This window comes from Streptomyces noursei, assembly GCF_016917755.1.
Taxonomy (GTDB): domain Bacteria; phylum Actinomycetota; class Actinomycetes; order Streptomycetales; family Streptomycetaceae; genus Streptomyces; species Streptomyces yunnanensis.
On record NZ_CP070326.1, the window covers coordinates 3,298,552 to 3,319,828 of the forward strand.

The 21,277-nt window shown below is 73.7% G+C and carries 16 protein-coding genes; 6 read left to right on the forward strand and 10 right to left on the reverse strand.

Annotation, left to right across the window (positions count from 1 at the left end):
• Window positions 1-196: 196 nt before the first annotated feature.
• Window positions 197-2,356: a multicopper oxidase domain-containing protein gene (locus tag JNO44_RS14570; RefSeq protein ID WP_205364504.1), complete on the forward strand. Its 2,160-nt coding sequence runs from the start codon at window positions 197-199 to the stop codon at window positions 2,354-2,356.
• 176 nt (window positions 2,357-2,532) lie between these two features.
• The gene (locus JNO44_RS14575) at window positions 2,533-4,287 is read left to right on the forward strand and encodes an NAD+ synthase (RefSeq protein WP_205364506.1); all 1,755 of its coding nucleotides are present in this window, start codon (window positions 2,533-2,535) and stop codon (window positions 4,285-4,287) included.
• A gap of 19 nt (window positions 4,288-4,306) precedes the next feature.
• On the opposite strand, the gene JNO44_RS14580 is transcribed toward JNO44_RS14575, so the two are convergent.
• The 4 genes from JNO44_RS14580 to JNO44_RS14595 all read right to left on the reverse strand — a co-directional run bounded on the left by JNO44_RS14580 (window position 4,307) and on the right by JNO44_RS14595 (window position 9,298).
• Window positions 4,307-5,548 carry an MFS transporter gene (locus tag JNO44_RS14580; RefSeq protein ID WP_235093156.1) on the reverse strand — a complete coding sequence of 414 codons (1,242 nt, stop codon included), beginning with the start codon at window positions 5,546-5,548 and terminating at the stop codon, window positions 4,307-4,309.
• A 166-nt stretch (window positions 5,549-5,714) separates the two neighbouring features.
• The gene (locus JNO44_RS14585) at window positions 5,715-6,635 is read right to left on the reverse strand and encodes an endonuclease/exonuclease/phosphatase family protein (RefSeq protein WP_420882748.1); all 921 of its coding nucleotides are present in this window, start codon (window positions 6,633-6,635) and stop codon (window positions 5,715-5,717) included.
• A 339-nt stretch (window positions 6,636-6,974) separates the two neighbouring features.
• Window positions 6,975-7,670 carry a TetR/AcrR family transcriptional regulator gene (locus tag JNO44_RS14590; RefSeq protein ID WP_205364508.1) on the reverse strand — a complete coding sequence of 232 codons (696 nt, stop codon included), beginning with the start codon at window positions 7,668-7,670 and terminating at the stop codon, window positions 6,975-6,977.
• Window positions 7,667-9,298: an MFS transporter gene (locus JNO44_RS14595; RefSeq protein WP_205364509.1), complete on the reverse strand. Its 1,632-nt coding sequence runs from the start codon at window positions 9,296-9,298 to the stop codon at window positions 7,667-7,669. The genes JNO44_RS14590 and JNO44_RS14595 overlap by 4 nt, the downstream gene beginning before the upstream one ends.
• Before the next feature lie 216 nt (window positions 9,299-9,514).
• On the opposite strand from JNO44_RS14595, the gene panB reads away from it, so the two are divergent.
• From panB to JNO44_RS14610, 3 genes are all read left to right on the forward strand, one after another.
• Window positions 9,515-10,420: a 3-methyl-2-oxobutanoate hydroxymethyltransferase gene (panB, locus tag JNO44_RS14600; protein ID WP_067352330.1), complete on the forward strand. Its 906-nt coding sequence runs from the start codon at window positions 9,515-9,517 to the stop codon at window positions 10,418-10,420.
• 91 nt (window positions 10,421-10,511) lie between these two features.
• Window positions 10,512-11,558: an ATP-binding cassette domain-containing protein gene (locus JNO44_RS14605; RefSeq protein ID WP_205364510.1), complete on the forward strand. Its 1,047-nt coding sequence runs from the start codon at window positions 10,512-10,514 to the stop codon at window positions 11,556-11,558.
• Window positions 11,555-12,385: an ABC transporter permease gene (locus JNO44_RS14610; RefSeq protein WP_205364511.1), complete on the forward strand. Its 831-nt coding sequence runs from the start codon at window positions 11,555-11,557 to the stop codon at window positions 12,383-12,385. The genes JNO44_RS14605 and JNO44_RS14610 overlap by 4 nt, the downstream gene beginning before the upstream one ends.
• 54 nt (window positions 12,386-12,439) lie before the next feature.
• On the opposite strand, the gene JNO44_RS14615 is transcribed toward JNO44_RS14610, so the two are convergent.
• Window positions 12,440-15,844: an AfsR/SARP family transcriptional regulator gene (locus tag JNO44_RS14615; protein ID WP_205369814.1), complete on the reverse strand. Its 3,405-nt coding sequence runs from the start codon at window positions 15,842-15,844 to the stop codon at window positions 12,440-12,442.
• A gap of 178 nt (window positions 15,845-16,022) precedes the next feature.
• Between JNO44_RS14615 and JNO44_RS14620 the strand changes: the two genes are divergently transcribed.
• Window positions 16,023-16,829 carry a site-2 protease family protein gene (locus tag JNO44_RS14620; protein ID WP_205364512.1) on the forward strand — a complete coding sequence of 269 codons (807 nt, stop codon included), beginning with the start codon at window positions 16,023-16,025 and terminating at the stop codon, window positions 16,827-16,829.
• Window positions 16,830-16,844: 15 nt separating this feature from the next.
• On the opposite strand, the gene JNO44_RS14625 is transcribed toward JNO44_RS14620, so the two are convergent.
• The 5 genes from JNO44_RS14625 to JNO44_RS14645 form a co-directional block, all read right to left on the reverse strand.
• Window positions 16,845-17,063 (reverse strand): hypothetical protein, encoded by a 219-nt coding sequence (locus JNO44_RS14625; protein ID WP_073447868.1) that lies wholly within the window; start codon window positions 17,061-17,063, stop codon window positions 16,845-16,847.
• Window positions 17,064-17,178: 115 nt separating this feature from the next.
• Window positions 17,179-17,946: an NADPH-dependent F420 reductase gene (gene npdG / locus JNO44_RS14630; protein WP_205364513.1), complete on the reverse strand. Its 768-nt coding sequence runs from the start codon at window positions 17,944-17,946 to the stop codon at window positions 17,179-17,181.
• Between the two features lie 43 nt (window positions 17,947-17,989).
• Entirely contained in the window at window positions 17,990-18,880 is an 891-nt protein-coding gene (locus JNO44_RS14635; RefSeq protein WP_420882644.1) for a carbohydrate ABC transporter permease, read from the reverse strand.
• The gene (locus JNO44_RS14640; protein WP_205364514.1) at window positions 18,877-19,836 is read right to left on the reverse strand and encodes a carbohydrate ABC transporter permease; all 960 of its coding nucleotides are present in this window, start codon (window positions 19,834-19,836) and stop codon (window positions 18,877-18,879) included. Before JNO44_RS14640 ends, JNO44_RS14635 begins: the two co-directional genes overlap by 4 nt.
• Complete coding sequence (locus tag JNO44_RS14645; protein WP_205364516.1) at window positions 19,833-21,176, reverse strand: ABC transporter substrate-binding protein; 1,344 nt, start codon at window positions 21,174-21,176, stop codon at window positions 19,833-19,835. Before JNO44_RS14645 ends, JNO44_RS14640 begins: the two co-directional genes overlap by 4 nt.
• Between the last annotated feature and the right edge of the window lie 101 nt (window positions 21,177-21,277).

The window sequence follows — 21,277 nt, forward strand, 5'->3', positions numbered from 1 at the left end:
GGGTGAACACCGCAAGGCCGCCGCCCGGCGCGACCACCGGCTGCACGGACCGTGGCCGATAGCCCCCCGGGCCGCGGTGCCCACGGCGCTTCGCCGCTGACCGCAGGCTCGGCGCGCACGAGCCGACCCCGGCCTCCTTACGGCCCCGCGCCGCCCCGCTCCCCCGCCCCCGACATCGCCACGAGGTGCTGACCCCATGGATTCCTTTCATACGCACTCCCGCCGCGCCGTGCTCGGCGCCGGTATCGCGGTCGCCGGCAGCGGTCTGCTCGCCACCTCCGCCGGCGCGTCCCCCGGCCCGCACGGCCGTCGTCACGACGACCACATCGCGCCCGGCCGCTACGTCGACCCGCACGGCCCGGAGGTCGCCGACGTCGAGGACCGGCGCCACTCCTCCGGGCGGGTGCGCCGGATGCACCTCGAAGCCCGGGAGACCCGGATCGACATCGGCAGCCGGATCGTCCCCACCTGGGCGTACGGCGACCGCCTGCCGGGCGAGGTGCTCCGGCTCACCGCGGGCGACACCCTGTCGATGACCTTCCTCAACCGCCTGCCGCAGTCCACCACGCTGCACTGGCACGGGCTGTGGGTGCGCAACGACATGGACGGCGTCCCCGACGTCACCCAGCGCGCGATCCGGCCCGGCGACTCCTTCCACTACCGCTTCCGGGTCACCCAGCCCGGCACCTACTGGATGCACCCGCACGTCGGCGTCCAGCAGGACCACGGGCTCTACGCGCCGCTGATCGTCGACGACCCGCGGGAGCCGCTGGAGTACGACCACGAGTGGGTCGTCGTCCTGGACGACTGGCTGGACGGGGTGGACGGCAGCAACCCGGACGCGGTGCTGAACGAGCTGAACCACGGCCGGGGCTCCATGCACGGCGGCGACCACGACGGACACGACTCCGACCACGGCGGGCACGACTCCGACCACGGACGCGACAGGGACGAGGGGCACGGACGCGACACGGACGGGGGGCGCGGGCACGAGGCGCACGGACACGACGCGCACGACGAGCCCAGGCACCCGAACGACCACGGCAAGGGGCACGACGGCCAGGGACCCGGCCACGACGGCCACGGCGCGGGCCACGGCAGGACCAACGGCACCAGCAAGAGCACCAGCCACGCCACCAGTCATGCCACCAGCCATGCCAGCAGTCATGCCAGCAGCCACGGCGGCAGCCACGACACCGGCAGGACCGAGCACCACGTCCACAACGGCGACATCGGCAACGACGAACGGGTTCCCCGGACCCCGCCGATCCTCAAGGACCTGGGCCTCGACGGGATCCTCCCCAAGGTGGACCCCTCGGGCGTGGGCAACCTGGGCCTGCACCTCGCCGACAAGAACCTGCACAACATCGGCCTGGGCGGCCTGCCCCTGCACGGCATGACGGCCGCCACGGCCGCGGGCGCCGCGGGCGCCGCGGCGATGGCCCGGGCGAGCCGTAGCGCCCCCCGCAGCACCCTCCGCGCCGGCGGCCCCGGGCCCCGGCGCGGCAACAACGGGCCCTCCCGCCTGCTGCCGGCCAACGCCCGCAGCAGCGTGCTGGGCGGCATGCCGGGCAGCGTGGACTACCCCTACCACCTCATCAACGGCCGTACGAAGGCCGACCCGGAGACCTTCCGCTGCCGGGCCGGCGACCGGATCCGGATCCGCTTCATCAACGCCGGCGGCGACACCGCCTACCGGGTGGCGCTGGGCGGCCACCGGATGACGGTGACGCACACCGACGGCAACCCGGTGGAGCACTTCCGCGCCGACCAGTTGCTCATCGGCATGGCCGAGCGCTACGACGTCATGGTCACCGCCGGGTCCGGGGTCTTCCCGCTGGTCGCCGTCGCCGACGGCAAGGGCCGGAACAAGACCGCGCTGGCCCTGCTGCGCACCGGGAGCGGCCGGGCGCCGGAAGCCTCGGTCCACCCCCGGGAGTTGGAGGGGCCGCTGACGACCGCGGACCGGCTCCGGGCGGCCGAGGGCGTGCGGTCCCGGTCCCGGCGGCCGGACCGCGTCCTGTCCATGAAGCTCACCGGCACCATGGAGCGCTTCGACTGGGCGATCAACGGGCGGACGTACGACCCGTCGCAGCGCTATCCGATCCGGGAGGGCGAGCTGGTGCGGCTGGTGTTCCGCAACCGCACCAAGATGTGGCACCCGATGCACCTGCACGGGCACAGCTTCACGCTCCCCGGCGGCGGGCCGCGCAAGGACACCACGATCATGCGGCCCGGCCAGCGCCTGGCGGTCGACTTCGAGGCCGACAACCCGGGGCTGTGGATGCTGCACTGCCACAACATCTACCACTCGGAGTCGGGGATGATGACGCTCCTCGGCTACCAACGGGGATGACCGCGCGGCCCGGTCGGCCCGGTGCGCTCCGCCGGGCCGGCCGGGCCGTCGCCTGGCCACCACCGGGCCGCCGCACGCCGAGTGACGTCGAGTAACACCGTTACAGAACCCGCCGCGCGCGGCCTCGTAGCGCCGCACACCCCCCATTGCGTCAGAAAGACGATTAGACTGGCGGGGTGCCTCAGCTTCGTCTCGCCCTCAATCAGATCGATTCCTGCGTCGGCGACATCGCCCAGAACGCCGAGACGATCGTGCACTGGACCCGGCACGCGGCCGGCCAGGGCGCGCATCTCGTCGCGTTCCCCGAGATGGCACTGACCGGCTATCCCGTCGAGGACCTCGCGCTGCGCCCGTCGTTCGTCGAGGCCAGCCGCGCCGCGCTGCCGGCGCTGGCCGTCCGGCTGGCCGCGGAGGGGCTGGGCGACGTCCCGGTCGTCGTCGGCTACCTCGACCGCTGCCCACAGGCGCTGCCCCGCTACGGCCGGCCGGCCGGCGCCCCGCAGAACGCGGCGGCGGTGCTGCACCGCGGTGCCGTCGCCCTCACCTTCGCCAAGCACCACCTGCCCAACTACGGCGTCTTCGACGAGTTCCGCTACTTCGTCCCCGGGGACACCCTGCCGGTCGTCCGGGTCCACGGCGTCGACGTGGCGCTGGCCATCTGCGAGGACCTGTGGCAGGAGGGCGGTCGGGTGCCCGCCGCGCGCAGCGCCGGCGCCGGGCTGCTGCTGTCCATCAACGCCTCGCCGTACGAGCGGGACAAGGACGACACCCGGCTGGAACTGGTCCGCAAGCGGGCCCAGGAGGCCGGCTGCACCACCGCCTACCTCGCGATGATCGGCGGCCAGGACGAGTTGGTCTTCGACGGCGACTCGATCGTCGTCGACCGGGACGGCGGGGTGATCGCCCGGGCCCCGCAGTTCGCCGAGGGGTGCGTGCTGGTCGACCTGGAGCTGCCCGCCGCCGCGCCGCAGCCGCCGTCCGGGGAGCTGGACGACGGGCTGCGGGTGGACCACGTCGTGCTCTCCGCCGACCCCCTGCCGCCCTACCCGCCGCAGACCCTCGGCGGACAGGCCGAACGCCTCGACGACCTGGAGGAGATCTACACCGCGCTGGTGGTCGGGCTGCGCGCCTACGTCGCCAAGAACGGCTTCCGCAGCGTGGTGCTGGGGCTGTCCGGCGGGATCGACTCCGCGCTGGTCGCCGCGCTGGCCTGCGACGCGGTCGGCGCCGCGCAGGTGCACGCGATCGCGATGCCCTCGCGCTACTCCTCCGAGCACTCGATCGGCGACGCCGCCGAACTGGCCCGCCGCACCGGACTGCACTTCCGCACGGTGCCGATCGGCCCGATGTTCGACGCGTACATGGAGGCGCTGGGGGTGACCGGGCTGGCCGAGGAGAACCTCCAGTCCCGGCTGCGCGGCACGACCCTGATGGGGCTGTCCAACCAGGAGGGGCACCTGGTGCTCGCGCCGGGCAACAAGTCCGAGCTGGCGTGCGGCTATTCGACGCTCTACGGCGACTCGGTCGGCGGCTACGGCCCGATCAAGGACGTCTACAAGACCGTCGTCTTCGAGCTGGCGCGCTGGCGCAACCGGGCCGCCGCCGAGCGCGGCCAGACCCCGCCGATCCCGGAGCACTCGATCAGCAAGCCGCCCAGCGCCGAGCTGCGGCCCGGCCAGGTCGACACCGACTCGCTGCCGGACTATGCGGTGCTGGACCGGATCCTGGAGCTGTACGTCGACCGCGACCGGGGCCGCGAGGAGATCGTGGCGCAGGGCTTCGAGGAGGCGATGGTGACCCGGGTGCTGCGGATGGTGGACCACGCCGAGTACAAGCGACGGCAGTACCCGCCCGGCACCAAGATCTCCGCCAAGGGGTTCGGGAAGGACCGGCGGCTGCCGATCACGAACCACTGGCGGGAGGGGGCCTAGCTATAGCTAGTGCCTGCCGTCAAATTCCCGCCTGCCGGGCGGCGTCCGATGCCCCGGGCGTCGCCGGCTCCGGCTCGCCCTCCCCGCCGCGCGCCACGATCCGCGTGGGAACGTCGGGTGCGCCGCGGTCCAGCAGGCCGGCCAGCAGCGCCACCGCCAGACCGGCGGCGGCGAGCACCGCGCCGGCCAGGGTGGGCGAGGTCCAGCCCCAGCCCGCCGAGAGGACCAGGCCGCCGATCCAGGCGCCGCCGGCGTTGGCGAGGTTGAACGCCGACTGGTTGGAGGCGGCGGCCAGCGTCGGCGCCTGCTGCGCCTTGTTCATCACCAGCATCTGCAGCGGGGTGGTGGTCAGGAAGCCGATGGCGCCGATCAGGACGACGGTGACCAGCGCCGCCCACTTCACGGGGGCGGTGAAGTGGAAGACCACCAGGACCAGGGCGAGCGCGCCGAGGGAGCCGTAGAGGGTGGGGCGCAGGGCCCGGTCGGTGAGCGGGCCGGCGGCCAGCGCGCCGAGCGTCATGCCGATGCCGAAGAGGGCCAGGACCAGCGGGACCGAGCCGGCGGCGAAGCCGGTGACCTCGGTCATCATCGAGGCCAGGTAGCTGTAGACGGCGAAGACCCCGGCGAAGCCGAAGACGGTGGTGAGCAGGCCGAGCAGCACCTGGCGGTCGCCCAGGGCGCGCAGTTCGCCGCCCAGGCCGGTGTTCCGGTCGGCCGGCAGCGTCGGGATCAGCCGGGCCAGGGAGGCCATCGCGACCAGGCCGATGACGGCGACGACGAGGAAGGTGGCGCGCCAGCCGAGGTGCTGGCCGAGCAGGGTGGCGGCGGGCACGCCGACGATGTTGGCGATGGTCAGGCCGAGGAACATGGTGGCCACCGCGCGGGCCTGGCGCCCCTCGCGCACCAGCCGGGCGGCGACCACCGCACCGACGCCGAAGAACGCGCCGTGCGGGAGCCCGGCCAGCAGCCGGCCGGCGATCAGCAGGCCGAAGGTGGGGGCCAGGGCGGAGGCGAGGTTGCCGACCGTGAAGACCGCCATCAGCACGACCAGCCACCGCTTGCGGGGGACGCGGGAGCCGAGGGCGGTCAGGAGCGGGGCACCGATGACGACGCCGAGGGCGTAGGCGGAGACGAGGTAGCCGGCGGTGGGCACGGAGGTGCCCAGATCGTTCGCGACGTCGGGCAGCAGGCCCATCATCACGAATTCGGTGGTGCCGATACCGAAGGCCGAGATCGCGAGCGCGAGCAGAGCCAAGGGCATGGAGAACCTTTCGGGGGTGGGGTGCGCGGTGCGGCGCGCGGCGGTCTAAGTTCGAATTCGGAATAAAGTCTCCCAGGCGGAGTATTCCGACGTGAAAACGGGACGTGAAAGGCCCGCGTCGGCGGGACGGCCGTCCCGCCGACGCGGGCCTCTCGCCCGGCCGCGCTCAGATCTTCACGGTGGCCGCCACCGGCCGGTGGTCGCTGCCGGTGGCCGGCAGCACCCACGCCTTGACCGGGTCGATCCCCTTCACCAGGATCTGGTCGATCCGGGCCGTCGGGAAGTCGGCCGGCCAGCTGAAGCCGAAGCCGTCGCCCGCCGCACCCTGGGCGGAGCGCAGCTGCGAGGTCAGCGGGGCCAGCGAGCGGTCGTTCATGGTGCCGTTGAGGTCGCCCAGGAGCATGACCTGGCGGACCGGGTCGGCGGCGATCGCCTCGCCCAGTGCCCGGGCGCTGCCGTCCCGCTGGTTGGCGGTGAAGCCCTTGTCGACGTAGACCCGCACGGACGGCATGTGGGCGACGTAGACCGCGACCTGCCGGCCGTCGGGGGCGGTGACCGTGGCGCGCAGCGCCCGCACCCAGCCGATCTTGATGTCCACCGGCCGGGCGTCGGCCAGCGGGCGCTTGCTCCACAGGCCGACGGTGCCCTGCACCGTGTGGTACGGGTACGCCTCGGCCAGTCCCTTGCGGTACACGGGCAGGGCGGTGCCGGTCAGCTCCTCCAGGGCGACCACGTCGGCGCCGGACGCCACGATGTCCCGGGCGGTGCCCGCCGGATCGGCGTTGCCCGCGTCGACGTTGTGGGTGAGCACGGTCAGATTGCCGCCGGTGCCGGACTTGTCGGTGATCTGCCCGCCGAAGAGGCTCACCCAGGCGACGACCGGCAGCACCAGCGCCACCAGCGCGGTCGCCGAGCGGCGCAACAGGGCGCAGAGCAGCAGCAGCGGGACGCCCAGTCCCAGCCACGGCAGGAAGGTCTCCAGCAAACTCCCCAGGTTCCCCACGGTGTTGGGGATCCGGGCGTGCAGCAGCATCGCCAGCCCGAGGAGGACCGCGAGCACCGCCAGGATGATGCCGCGCCGCCACATCCCTTCGCGGCGCCACCAGTTCCGCAGGCGTCCGGACCGGGAACCGGCCCGCTCGGACCCCTGACCCTGTCCCGGCTCCGTCATGTACGCCTGCGCCATACCGCTGTCCTCACTGCCTTGCCGCCCTGCTCCGGTGCGCCTCACCTGTGATCTTCGACCCTAGGCGATGGCTGTGAAACGCATTCTTAGATCGGCGTTCCGCCGGACCCGTCATCGCGTTCCCGCAGGAGAAGACGGTGGGTTCGCCGCCCCGGGTTCCGATCGGGCCGTTCGTGACAGCGGCTGTGACACAACGGGCATGGTCCGGTCATACGGGGCCGGGCGCCGGTCGTCGGGCGCTCACTCCGCGCCCGGTGCGGTCCCGGTCGCGGGTCCGTCCGCCGGCCGCGTCGCCGGCCGGGGCCGGACGCCCTCCAGCACGGTGTCGACGATGTCCTCGGCGAGCCCCTCGGGGAGTTCCTTCCACTCGTGGAGGATGGCGCGGGCGAGCATCGGGCCGACGAAGAGGTCGGCGAGGGTGTCCAGGTCCTGGTCGGCGCGGATCTCACCGCTGGCCACCCCGCGCCGGAGCACTCCGAGCAGTGCCTCGTGCCGGGCCCGGACGACCGTCTCGTGGTACTCCGCCCACAGCTCGGGCTGGGCCTGGACGTGGCTGACGACGGTGCGCAGCACCGCCGAGCTGCGCTTGGCCAGGCCGCGGTGGCGCAGGAACTCCAGCAGCCGCACCAGGTCCTCGCGGACCGAGTCGCCGTCCAGCGGCGGAGGGGGCGTGTCCTGGGACCGCATCACGTCCAGCAGCAGTGCGCTCTTGCCGGGCCAGCGGCGGTAGAGCGTGGCCTTGCCCACCCCGGCCTCGCGGGCGATCCGCTCCATGGACAGCTCGGCTATCGGGACACCGTCCTCGATCAGGCGCAGCACCGCCTCGACGATGGCGGAATCGGCGGCGGCGCTGCGCGGGCGGCCACGGCGGCGGGGGGTCGCCGCCCCCGCTCGCGCCCCGGCCGTCCGCCCGCGGTCTTCCGCCACCCGGCTCATCGTGTTGCGCCCGCCTTCTGTCCGTCCCGCGGCTCCGCCGCGTGCGGACCCGGGGCCATTTTGCCCGGCAGGAATGCCGCGACCACCACGGCCCCGATCACCGAGACGGCCGCCGAACCCAGCGCGGTGACGTGCATGGCGTGCAGGAAGGCGTCGTCGGCCTTGACGGTCAGCGCGCGGGCCGCGAGCGGGCGCAGCCGGGCGGCCAGGCCGAGGGTGGCCTCGATGGACTCGCCGGCCGCGTTCCGCACCGGGCCGGGCACGCCGCGCAGCGCGTCGAGGGAGTCCTGGATGCCGGTGCGGTAGGTGGTGGAGAGCAGCGAGCCCAGGACGGCCACGCCGAGGGTGCCGCCGACCTGCCGGAAGATGTTGTTGAGCGCCGAGCCGGAGCCGGCCTTCTCGCGCGGCAGCGACTGCATGATCGCGACGGTGACCGGCGGCATGATGTGCGCCATCCCGGTGCCCTGGAGGAAGAACAGCACCTCCAGCACCCAGATCGGGGTGTCCGTGCCCAGCAGCAGCATCCCGGCCATCGTGACGGCCACCACCAGCATGCCGACGGTGCACACCGCGCGGGCGCCGAAGCGGTCCACCGCGAGCCGGGCCCGGGGCGCGAAGATCAGCTGGGCGGCGGCCAGCGGCAGGATCAGCACCCCGGACTCCAGCGGGCTGTAGCCGCGCACGCTCTGGACGTAGAAGACGATGAAGAACGTGACGCCCATCAGCGCGAAGAAGACCAGCGCGATGGCGGCGACGGCGGCCGAGAAGGCGGGCTTGCGGAAGTAGCCGATGTCGATGGACGGGTGGTCGCTGCGCCTCTGGTGGACGACGAACCCGGCCAGTACCGCCAGGCCGCCGAGGACCGTGGCGAGCACCTCGGGGACGGTGAAGTCGGCGAGCTGCCCGCCCTTGATGATCCCGTAGACCAGCAGGACCAGGCCGACCACCGAGAGCAGCACCCCGACCGGGTCCAGTTTGCCGGGGGCGGGGTCCTTGGAGTCGGGCACCAGGAAGACCATCGCGACCAGCGCGCACGCCACGATCGGGACGTTGATCAGGAAGACCGAGCCCCACCAGAAGCGGTCCAGCAGCAGCCCGCCGGCGATCGGGCCGACCGCGATGGCCAGTCCCACGCCGCCGGCCCAGACGCCGATCGCCCGGGGCTGCTCCTCGCGTTCGAAGACGTTCATCAGGATGGCGAGGGTGGCCGGCATGACGAACGCGCCGCCCAGGCCCATCAGGGCGCGGAAGGCGATGAGTTCGGCGGGCGAGGCGGAGACCGCGGCGAGCACCGAGCCGGTGCCGAAGACCGCCAGGCCGAAGAGGAGCACCTTCTTGCGGCCGAGGCGGTCGCCGAGCAGGCCGGAGGTGAACAGCAGCCCGGCGAAAACCAGCGTGTAGGAGTTGATCGCCCACTCCAGCTCGCTCTGGGTGGCGCCGAGGCCGGTGGGGGCCGGGGTCGCGATGGTCTTCATCGCGACGTTGAGGATGGAGTTGTCCAGCACCACGATCAGCAGGCTGAGCATCAGCACGCAGAGGATCAGCCAGCGCCGGCGGTGGATGTGCGCGGGGATGCCGGAGGCGGCTGAGGCGCCGGACGCGTCCGGTGGCGTCGGTGAGGTGGCCATGACGGCACCATACGCTTATATCGATACGGAACCGTTTCGTATTGGTGGCGAGCCGGGCCAAGGCCACCGGTTCGCCGCAGCGGACCGCCCGCCGCCCCGGCTCCTCGGCTCCCCCGCCCCGCCCCCTTTTGCTCCCCGGGCGGGGCGTGCCAGCATGGAGGGGAGTCCGGAGACACCGTCAGGGTGCTTCGAGATGAAGAAACAGGAGCCGTCACCATGACGCAGCTTTCGCCTGCCCAGAAGCCGGCCGCGGGGGCCACCGCCGAGCCCACCGCCAAGCCCGTCAAGGACAACCCCAAGTCGCTCTACGGGGGCACCAGTTCGCGCCGGATCACGGTCCGCGACATCGCCGCCGCCAAGGAGCGGGGCGAGAAGTGGCCGATGCTCACCGCCTACGACGCGATGACCGCCTCGGTCTTCGACGAGTCCGGGATCCCGGTACTGCTCGTCGGCGACTCGATGGGCAACTGCCACCTCGGCTACGAGTCCACCGTGCCGGTCACGCTGGACGAGATCGCCATCCTGTCCGCGGCGGTGGTCCGCGGCACCAAGCGCGCCCTGGTCGTCGCCGACCTGCCGTTCGGCTCGTACCAGGAAGGCCCGGTCCAGGCGCTGCGCAGCGCCACCCGGCTGGTCAAGGAGGCCGGGGCGGGCGCCGTCAAGCTGGAGGGCGGGGAGCGCTCCGCGCACCAGGTGGAGCTGCTGGTCTCGTCCGGCATCCCCGTCATGGCGCATGTCGGGCTGACCCCGCAGTCGGTGCACGCCTACGGCGGCTACCCGGTCCAGGGCCGCGGCGAGGAGGCCGCCCAGCAGCTGCTCCGGGACGCCAAGGCGGTGCAGGACGCCGGGGCCTTCGCGGTGGTCCTGGAGGCGGTGCCGGCCGAGCTGGCGGCCGAGGTGACCCGCTCGCTGCACATCCCCACCGTCGGCATCGGCGCCGGGGTCGAGTGCGACGCCCAGGTGCTGGTGTGGACCGACATGGCGGGCTTCACCGCCGGCCGGGTGCCGCGGTTCGTCAAGCAGTACCTCCAGCTGCGCGAGCTGCTGGGCGGCGCGGCCAAGGCGTTCGCCGAGGACGTGGTCGGCGGCGCCTTCCCGGCCGAGGAGCACACCTTCCACTGAGGCCCGACCGACGGGCCGCCGACAACCGGTCCTCCCGGGCTGTCGGCGGCCTGTCGGTGCGTTGTCGGTGGCGGCTGGCACCTTTGAGGGCATGACGCGACAGACGATATCCACCAGGGGCGGCAACGCCGTGGAGGTGCGCGGTCTGGTCAAGCACTTCGGCGCGGTCAAGGCCGTCGACGGCGTGGATCTGGACGTGCGGGAGGGCACCGTGCTCGGTGTCCTCGGCCCCAACGGCGCGGGCAAGACGACGCTCGTCCGCTGCCTCTCCACCCTCCTGGTGCCGGACGCCGGCCGCGCCGTGGTGGCCGGCTGCGACGTGGTGCGCCAGCCCCGCGCGCTGCGCCGCCGGATCGGCCTGACCGGCCAGTACGCCTCGGTCGACGAGAAGCTCTCCGGCTGGGAGAACCTCTACATGATCGGGCGCCTGCTGGACCTGCCCCGCAAGGACGCCCGCACCCGCGCCGACGAGATGCTGGAGCGGTTCTCGCTGACCGAGGCCGCCAGGCGACCGGCCGGGAAGTACTCCGGCGGCATGCGGCGCCGGCTCGACCTGGCCGCCTCGATGATCGGCCGACCGGCGGTCCTCTTCCTGGACGAGCCGACCACCGGCCTGGACCCCCGCACCCGCAACGAGGTCTGGGACGAGGTCCAGCGGATGGTCCGCGACGGCGCCACGGTCCTGTTGACCACCCAGTACATGGAGGAGGCCGAGCAGCTCGCCGACGAGCTGACGGTCGTCGACCGCGGCCGGGTCATCGCCGAGGGCCGGGTCGACGAGCTGAAGGCCAAGGTCGGCGGTCGGACGCTGCAGATCCGGCCGACCGGGGCGGGCGAGCTGGACCGGATGGTGGGCGCCATCGCCCAGGCCGGTCTGGACGGCATCACCGGGGCCACCGCCGACCATGACGGGGGTGTGGTCAACGTCCCCATCGTCAGCGACGAGCAGCTGACCGCGGTGGTCGGGCTGCTCGGCGCCCGGGGCTTCGCGCTGGCCGGGATCAGCACCCATCTGCCCAGCCTGGACGAGGTGTTCCTGGCCATCACGGGCCAGAAGACCTCCGGGGCCGGCACCCCGGAGTCCGCTTCCGACACGCACGACGAGCAGGCCGCACACCACGCGGAGGTGGGGGTATGAGCACCGCGACGATCACGGCGCCGATCGGGAAGACCGGCGCCGACGAGGGCCGGATCGGCCTGAGGGGCAATCTGCGGCACATCGGCGCGCTGGTGCGCCGCAACCTCGTGCAGATCAAGAACGACCCGGAGACGCTGTTCGACGTCCTCCTGATGCCGATCATCTTCATCCTGCTGTTCGTCTACGTCTTCGGCGGCGCCATCGCCGGCAAGGGCAATCAGCAGGAGTACGTGCAGTATCTGGTGCCCGGCATGATGGCGATGATGGGCATGAACGTCGCCATGGCGGTGGGCACCGGCGTCAACGAGGACTTCCGCAAGGGCGTGATGGACCGCTTCCGGACGATGCCGATCGCCCGGTCCTCGGTCCTGATAGCCAAGATCGTGGTCGAGATCCTCCGGATGCTGCTGGCCACCGCGATCCTGCTGGCCATGGGCCTCCTGCTGGGCCTCGAAATACGCGGCTCGCTGCTGGAGTTCGCCGGTTCGGTCCTGCTGTCCACGGTCTTCGGCGCCGCCCTGATGTGGATCTTCATCCTGCTGGGGCTCAGCGTGAAGACGCCGCAGGCGGTGCAGGGGATGGCGATGCTGGTGCTGATGCCGCTCCAGTTCGGCTCGTCGATCTTCGCGCCGACGACGTCGATGCCCGGCTGGCTGGAGGGCTTCACCAAGGTCAACCCGCTGTCCAACCTCGCCGACGCGGCCCGAGCGCTGATCAACGGCCAGGGCGCGCTGGCCCATCCGGCGCTGATCACCCTGGGCTGGACGGTCGTCATCACCGCCGTCACCATGCCGCTCGCGGTGCGGAAGTTCCGCTCCAAGACCTGACGCACCGTCCGCGGGGAACCTCCCCGCGGGCGGCCGACGCCCGCCCGGCCCGCGTCAGAGGAGGGCGGCGGCCTCGTCGAGCGAGAGCCCGCCGCCCTCGGCGTGGGCGGCCGTGTAGTCCGGGTCGGCCAGCAGCGCGCGGACGGCCGCCTCGGCGCGGGACCGGCCCTCGCGGATGGACAGCGCCGGCACCAGCGCGCCGGCCCGCAGGGCGTCGAACGCACCGATCAGCCGCGCCGCGTCCCGGGCCCCGGCCGCGCCGCGGACCGCCACCAGCACCCGGGCGCCGGTCAGCAGCTGCACCACCGGCAGATCCGGGTCGACCATCTCCGTCAGCGGGTCCCGGGTCAGTTCCAGCGCCTGACGGAGCCGTGGGAGGAGCTCCGCCCCGTGCTGCCCCTCGTCCACGTCCAACGCGACCAACAGGCCGTCCAGCAGCCCCAGGAAGAGCTCCGGGCCGTACGAGGCGAACGCCTCCCGCACGAGGAGGAGTTCCCGGCGGGCCTCCTGGGTGCGCCCGGTGAGCGACAGCTGCACGGCCAGCGCCATGCGGGTGAACGGCACCGCGTCCCGGCCGCTGTTGCGGTCCTGCGCATCGGCCAGCACCTCCCGCAGCATCCGCTCGCCCTCCTCCGGCCGGCCGACCTCGGTCATCACGCCGCCCAGCCGGGCGCGCAGCATCAGGGTCTGGCCGTGCGCGCCCAACTCCTCGGCCTGCGCCATCGCGGCCTTGAAGTCGCGCGCCGCGGCCTCGTACTCGCCGCGCTTCTCGGCGGTCTCGCCGCGGCCGGCCAGCGCCTCGGACGCGCCCCAGGCGTCGCCCAGCCCGAGGAAGATCCGCAGTGCCTCGTCGGCGTCCCGGGTCGCCTGGTCCAGCCTGCCGCGGCGGTCGTTGAGCACCCTGGAGCGCAGCTGGAGGACGTAGGCCAGCTCCCAGTCGTAGCCGTAGCCGCGGCACGCCTCGACCGCGTCGTCGAGGAGCCCGGTCAGGTTCTCCCACCGGCCGGTGAGCAGCACCGCGAAGTACCACAGCACCCCGGGCACCTTGCAGGTCTGCGGCATCCCGCCCCGGTAGGCGGCGATGATCCCGGACAGCTCCTCCTGCATCTGAGGGCTGCGCAGCGCCTCCATGTCGCTGTCCAGGGTGGACAGCGCCACCAGCCGGACCTGGCGACGGGCCTCCGCGAACTGCTCGGGGTCCATCGGCGGGGGTGCGTCGATGGGCCGCTCGTGCAGGTCGGGGGCGGGGGCGACGGGCGGGGCGAACGGGCTGGGGCCCAGGGCGCCGACGGCGAGGGACCAGGTGTGGGCGTCGCGGCGGTGGTCGCGCAGGGACCAGAACCACTGGAGCGAGAGCACCAGGCACAGCGCCTCGTGCTCGTCGCCGGCGGCGACGGCCCGGCGCAGCGCGGTGCGCAGGTTGTCGTGCTCCCGTTCCAGCCGGTCGATCGCGGCGCGCTGCCGGGGGCCGCGCAGCAACGGGTCGGCGGTGCGGGCCAGTTCGCGGTAGCAGACCAGGTGGCGGCGCTCGGCGTCGGCCCGTTCCGCGGCCTCGTCCAGCCGCTCGCCGGCGTACTCGGCGACGGTCTCCAGCAGCCGGTAGCGCATCTGGCCCGCGGGCCCGCCGGCGGGCCCGGGGACGTCCGGGGCCGCGACCACCAGCGACTTGTCGATCAGCGAGCCGAGCAGCCCGGCGACCTCGACGGCGGCGACGCCGCCGCCCGCGCAGACCTCCTCCGCGGCGGCCAGGTCGCAGCCCCCGGCGAACACCGACAGCCGCCGCAGCACCGCCCGTTCGGGCTCGTCGGTGAGGTCCCAGGACCAGTCCACCACCGCGCGCAGGGTCTGCTGACGCGGCAGCAGCGTGCGGCTGCCGCTGGTCAGCAGCCGGAAGCGGTCGTCGAGCCGATCGGCGATCTGGCGAGGCGTCATCATGCGGAGCCGGGCGGCGGCGAGTTCGATCGCCAGCGGCAGCCCGTCCAGCCGGCGGCAGATCTCGGCGCAGGCCACCGCGGTCTCCTCGTCGGCGTCGACGCGGAAACCGGGGCGGGCGGCGGCCCCGCGGTCGGCGAGCAGCCGCAGGGCGACCGGGTCGGGCAGCGGCTCCACCGGCCGCAGCACCTCGCCCGGTACGGCCAGCGGCTCCCGGCTGGTGGCCAGCACGGTCACGCCCGGGCAGGCGGTCAGCAGCCGCTCGGCGAGCTCCGCGGCGGCGCCGATCACATGCTCGCAGTTGTCCAGCACCAGCAGCATCCGGCGGCCGGCGCAGTGTTCGGCGAGCCGGGCGTGCGGGTCGCGGACGGCGTGGTCGGCGGCGGCCCGCAGCCCCTCGGCGGTGGTGCTGCGGACGACGGTCTCGCGGGCCCCGAGCGCGGTCAGCACCGCCTCGGGCACGGTCCGCGGATCGTCCACCGGCGCCAGCTCGGCCAGCCAGACGCCGTGCGGCCAGGCATCCGGCAGGGCGGCCGCGGCGGTCTCGGCGCCCTCCTGGGACAGCCGGGTCTTGCCGGCGCCGCCCGGCCCCAGCAGCGTCACCAGCCGGTGCCCGGCGAGGTCGGCGCGGAGCGCGGCCAGGTCGTGCTCCCGGCCGACGAAGGAGGTCAGCCGGGCGCGGAGGTTCCCGGGCCGGGCGGGCGCGGCGGGGGCGCCCGGCCCGGCGGGGGCGGTGAGCACGTCGGCGGCCACCGCCGGAGCCGCCGGGACCGCGGGGACGACCGGGGCCGCCGGCACCGCCGTGCGGTCCGGTCGGAGCAGCTCGGCGTGCAGGGCGCGCAGCTCCGGGCCCGGGTCGGCGCCCAGGCGGTCGGCGAGGCCGGTGCGTATCTCCTCGTACGCGGCGAGCGCCTGGGCGGTCCGGCCCGCGTCGCGCAGGGCGCGCAGCCGCAGCGCCTGGAGGGGCTCGTCCAACGGGTGGTCCTGGCACAGCACCGCCAGGGAGGGCAGCGCCCGGGCGGCCCGGCCCAGGGCCAGGTCGGCGGCGAAGCGGGTGCGCAGGGCGTCCAGCCGGCGGCTCTCGGCGCGGGCCGCCTCGACGGCCGCGTCGGGCAGGTCGGCGAGGGCCGGGCCGCGCCAGAGGGCCAGCGCCTCGTCGAGCAGGGCGGCGGCGCGGCCCGGGTCGGCGGCGTCCAGCGCCCGGCCGCCCTCCGCCGTCAGCCGCTCGAAGCGGTGCAGGTCGACCGCGTCCGGCTCGGCGCACAGCAGATAGCCGCCGGCCACGGAGGCGATCGCGGACCGGCCCAGGGCGCGGCGCAGCCGGCTGACCAGCGCCTGGAGGGCGCCGGGCGCGTCGGCCGGCGGGTCCATGCCCCAGACGTCGGTGATCAGGGCGTCCGCGAGCAGCGCCCGGCCGGGGCGCAGCGCGAGCGCGGCGAGCAGGGCGCGCAGCCGGGCACCGCCCAGGGCGACGGGGGTGCCGTCGGCCAGGCCGGCCTGGGTGGTGCCGAGAATTCCGTAGCGCACCGGGCCATTGTCGGTCACCGGCGGAACTCTCCGGGTACCGCACGACGTTTCCGGGACCGGGGCGCATCCGACCCGGCCCGTGCGCGGTCGCCCGCGCCGCGGATACGGTCGGGGCGGCCCGCCGCGGCCCGTGGCCCGGATCCCCGACCGCGACCCACCCCCTGGGAGTCCCCTACCGATGACCACCGCAATCCCGCGCGCCGACCGCCGCGTCAGCCCGGTCTTCCTCGCGCTCGTCGCCGTCCTGGCGGTCTCCGGCTGGGCCGTGTGGAGCGGGACGCTCGCGGCCAGCACCGGCTTCGCGGTCTTCCTGTTCGTGACCGCCGGCTGGGTGGTGTCGCTGTGCCTGCACGAGTACGCGCACGCCCGCACCGCGCTGCACGGCGGCGACGTCACGGTGGGCGGCAAGGGCTATCTGACCCTCAACCCGTTCGTCTACTCGCACGCGCTGCTGAGCATCGTGCTGCCGGTGCTCTTCCTGCTGATGGGCGGGATCGGGCTGCCGGGCGGTGCGGTGTTCATCGAGCGCGGCCGGATCCGGGGCCGCTGGCGGCACAGCCTGGTCTCGGCGGCCGGGCCGCTGACGAACGTGCTGTTCGCCGTGGTGGTCAGCGCGCCGTTCTGGCTGCACGCCGCGGACGGGATCCCGGACGCGTTCCGCTACGCGCTGGCGTTCCTGGCGCTGCTCCAGGTGACCGCGGCGATCTTGAACTTCCTCCCGGTGCCGGGGCTGGACGGCTACGGCGTGATCGAGCCGTGGCTGTCGGACCGGGTGCGGCGGGGCATCGCGCCGTACGCGCCGTTCGGCATGCTGGCGGTCTTCGGGCTGCTGTGGGTGCCGGAGGTCGGCCAGGTCTTCTTCGAGCTGGTGCACAGCGTCCTGCGAGGGCTGGGCGTGTCGGCCTGGGACAGCTACTGGGGGCAGGAGTTCTTCCGCTTCTGGCAGGGCGAGCCGCAGGTGCCGCAGATCGGCGCCGCGGGGTAGCGCCGACCCGGCGGGTCAGCCGGAGGCCGCGGCCCGGCGGGCCCGCTCCAGCTTCGCCTTGCGGACGTAGAACCACGCCATGTTGCTGGAGACGCCGGCCAGCAGGATCCACACGATGCCCACGAAACTGCCCTCGACGAAGGACACGACCGCCGCGGCGACGGCCAGCAGGCAGACGGCGAGGGCGAGGGTGGCGAGGCGCCGGTCCGGTCCGGGCGGGGGCAGGGAGGGCATGGGGTCGGCTCCTGTCGGGTCGTACGGTCCGTTCCAGTGTCCCTTACGCCCCGCGGTGCCCCGCCGCCCCCTCCCCCCCCCCCCGCTCCGGCCCCGGCGTCGGTGAGGGGTCGGCTCAGACGTCGGTGACCCGGAGCCCGGCGTGCGCCTTGTAGCGGCGGTTGACCGAGATCAGGTTGGCGACCAGCGACTCGACCTGGTGGGCGTTGCGCAGCCGGCCGGCGAAGACGCCGCGCATGCCGGGGATGCGGGCGGTCAGCGCCTGCACCACGTCGGTGTCGGCGCGGCGCTCGCCGAGCACCATCACATCGGTGTCGATCTCGGCGATCTCGGGGTCCTGGAGCAGGACGGCGGAGAGGTGGTGGAAGGCGGCGGTGACCCGGGAGTCCGGCAGCAGGGCGGCGGCCTGTTCGGCGGCGCTGCCCTCCTCGGGCTTGAGCGCGTAGGCGCCCTGCTTGTCGAAGCCGAGCGGGTTGACGCAGTCGATCACCAGCTTGCCGGCCAGCTCCTCGCGCAGCGCCTCCAGCGTCTTGGCGTGGCCTTCCCAGGGCACTGCGACGATGACCACGTCGCTGCGCCGGGCGCAGTCGGCGTTGGCGGCGCCCTCGACGCCCAGGCTGCTCAGCTGGGGCTCGTCCGCGGCGGCCCGGGCGCGCTCGGCGGCCCGGGAACCGATGATCACCTTGTGGCCGGCCCGGGCGAACCGGTAGGCCAGGCCACGGCCCTGGTCACCGGTGCCGCCGAGGACGCCGATCACCAGACCGGAGACGTCGGGCAGGTCCCAGGGGTCGCGGGCGGCGGGCTTGGCGGCCGTGGCCGGGGTCCCGGCCGTGGTCTCCGCCGGGGTGGCGGACGGGGTCGCAGCAGCGTCGGAAGTAGTCATGACAGCGATCCTGTCACGCCCCGTCCCGGTACCGGCCGCGCGGTCACGCCTTGACGCTCCCCTCGGTCAAACCGGTGCGCCAGTACCGCTGGAGCACCGTCATCAGGACCATCAGCGGCAGCACCGACAGCAGCGCGCCGCCGACCGTGTACTGGTAGAGCACCGGCTGCCGGTCGGCGTAGCCGATCCAGGTGGTCAGCCCCAGTTGGACCGGGTAGAGGCCGGAGTCGGAGAGCATCACCAGCGGTAGGAAGTAGTTGTTCCAGATGTGCACGAACTGGAACAGGAAGACGGTCACCAGCGCCGGGCCCATCAGCCGCAGCCCCAGCCCGGCGAAGATCCGCGCCTCGCCCGCGCCGTCGATCCGGGCCGCCTCCAGCAGCGAGTCGGGCACCGCGGCGGCCGCGTAGATCCGGCACAGGTAGACCCCGAACGGGCTGACCACACTGGGGATCAGCACCGCCGCGTAGGTGTTCGCCAGGCCCAGCGCGCTGAAGAGGAAGTACAGCGGCAGGGCCAGCGCGGTGCTCGGGATCAGCACCCCGGCCAGCACCAGGCCGAAGACCGTCTCCCGCCCCCGGAAGGGGAACTTGGCCAGCGCATAGCCCGCCGCGGCGGACAGCAGGGTGGCGCAGACCGCGCCGACGCCGGCGTAGAGCAGGGAGTTGGCGAACCAGCGGGCGTAGACGCCGTGGTCGTAGGTGAGCACGTCGGTGAGGTACCGCAGGGGCCGCGGATGGTCGGAGAACCAGAAGCCGAAGGTGCCGAAGAGGTCGGCGCTGTTCTTGGTGGCCGAGACGACCAGCCAGTAGACGGGCGCGAGGAAGTAGAGGGCGGCGGTGGCCAGGAGGGCACCGATGATGATCCGGTGCCGCACGGGGGCCCGGGTCGGCATCGCCGCTCCGGTCCGCGTCCGCCGGGGGAACGGGGTCATCCGCGCTCCTTCCCGCGCCCGCCGACCAGCCGCAGGAAGCCGAACGAGGCCGCGCACGCCACCAGCGCCAGCAGCACCGCCTCGGCCGCCGCCCGGTGCTGGTTGTTGCCGACGAACGCCTCGCTGTAGGCGTGCAGGTTGGGGGTGTAGCCGGAGTCGATGGAGGAGGTGAGCGGGCGCAGCACCATCGGCTCGGCGAACAGCTGGAGGGTGCCGATGATGCTGAAGACGGTGGTGAGCACCAGCGCCGGGCGGAGCAGCGGGAGCTTGACGTACCGGGCCACCTGCCAGGCGCTCGCGCCGTCGATCCGCGCCGCCTCGTACAGCTCGCCGGGGACGGACTTCAGCTGGGCGATCAGCACCAGCATGGTGTAGCCGGTGAACTGCCAGGTGACGATGTTGGCGACGGACCACAGCACACTGCCGCGGGAGAGGAAGTCGACGTTCCAGCCGACCTCCTGGGCGATCCGCACCAGTGGGCTGAGGCCGGGGACGTAGAGGAAGCCCCACAGGATCGAGGCGATCACCCCGGGCACCCCGTAGGGCAGGAAGAAGGCGCTGCGGAAGAAGGTGACCCAGCGGGCGGCGGCGCTCTCCAGGAGCAGCGCCAGCGCGGTGGCGAGCACCGTCATCAGCGGGATCTGCACGACGCCGAAGAGCAGCACCCGGCCGAACCCGGTCAGGAACCGGTCGTCGGCGAGCGCCTGGGCGTAGTTGGCGAGGCCGGCGAAGGCGTCGTGCTCGGTGCCCAGGCCGAGCGGCCCGGTGCGTCGGGTGCGCCGCAGGCTGGTCCACACGGCGTAGCAGACCGGGGCGAGGTAGCACAGGGCGAAGACGGCGAGGAAGGGCAGCACGAAACCGGCCGCGGCCCGGGCGTCGCGGCCACCGGGGCGCCCGGCCCGGCGCGGGCGTCGCGCGGTGGCCGCGCCGGCCGGGAGCCCGCTGTGCCCGCTCACCGGCCGCTCTCCGCCTTCAGCCCCTTGTCCCGCAGGTCGGAGACGGTCTGACGCTGCACCTTCGTCAGCACCGAGCGGAACGAACTGCCGTCGGCGAGCGCGTCGGTGAAGGCGTCCCCGAGCCGCTGGAAGAGGGTGTCCACGCCCGGCCCCCACTGCCAGCTGGTGTCCACGTGCGCCCCGGCGTCGGCGAAGACCCTGCTGTACGGCTGGCCGCCGAAGAAGTCCTTGTCGGCGTCGAGGGCGGTGGCGGTGTAGCCGGCCTTGGCGCTGGGGAAGCCGTAGCCGCCCTGGAGGAGCAGGGCGATCGACCCCGGGTCGGTGTTGAGCCAGACGGCGAAGTCCAGGGCGTCCTTGGGGTAGCTCGCCTTGGCGAAGACGGCGGTGGTGGAGCCGCCCCAGTTGGCGTACGCCCGGCCGCCGGGCTGCCACTGGGGCAGCGGGGCGGCCCGCCACTTCCCCTTGGTGCCGGGCGCGTTGCCGGCCAGCAGGGCGTCGCCCCAACTGGCGCCCACCCAGGCCGGGATGGCGCCGGTCTGGATGTCCTTGTACCAGGCGTCCCGGCGGTCCGGGATGGTCTTGACGAGCTTCCTGCGGACCAGTTGCTCCCAGTAGTCGGCGACCCGACGGGTGGGGGCGTCGTCGAGGTGCACCACCCAGGTGTCGCCGTGGGTGGCGTACCACTTGGCGCCGGCCTGCCAGGCCAGGCCGGCGAAGCGGTTGCCGTTGGTCGGGGCGAAGGTCTCGATCCAGGCGCCGTGCCGGCGGACCTCCTCGGCCGCGGCCTCGTACGCGTCCCATGTGCGCGGTACCGGGATGCCCCACCGGTCGAAGAGGTCCTGCCGGACGAACAGCCCCATCGGGCCGCTGGCCTGCGGGATGGCGTAGATCCCGGAGCCGAAGACGGACTGGCGCCACTGCCAGGCGAAGAACGCGTCGCGGTGCCGGGCGGCGCCGAGCGGGGCGAGGTCGCGCAGTCCGCCGTCGAGAAGGAAGCCGGGGATCACCGGGAACTCGATCTGGCCCAGGTCGGGCGGGTTGCCGGCCTTGACGGCGGCGTGCATCTTGGCGTACTGCTCGCCGTTGACCGCCGACACCTTCTCGACCTTGACCTGGACCTCGGGGTGCGTGCGGTTCCACAGGTCCACGGGGCGGTCGATGCCCGGCACCCAGGACCAGAAGGTGAGGGTGATCTTCTGCCCCTTCCTCCGTTCCCGGGGCGCGTCGCCGTCGTCGCCGCAGCCGGCGAGCGCGAGGCCGGCGGCGGCCGCGGCCGCACCGCCCAGGACCGCTCTCCGGCGGACGCCGCCGCGGGGGCTGTCTGCGCTCTCGTACGTCACGGGTCCCCCTCCGCCGGGCCAGGACGTAGGACGTCCCTTGTCCTGCGGACGATAAGAAGGGCCCAACTGCCCGTCAAGGCACGGCACATGACGCTTTTTCG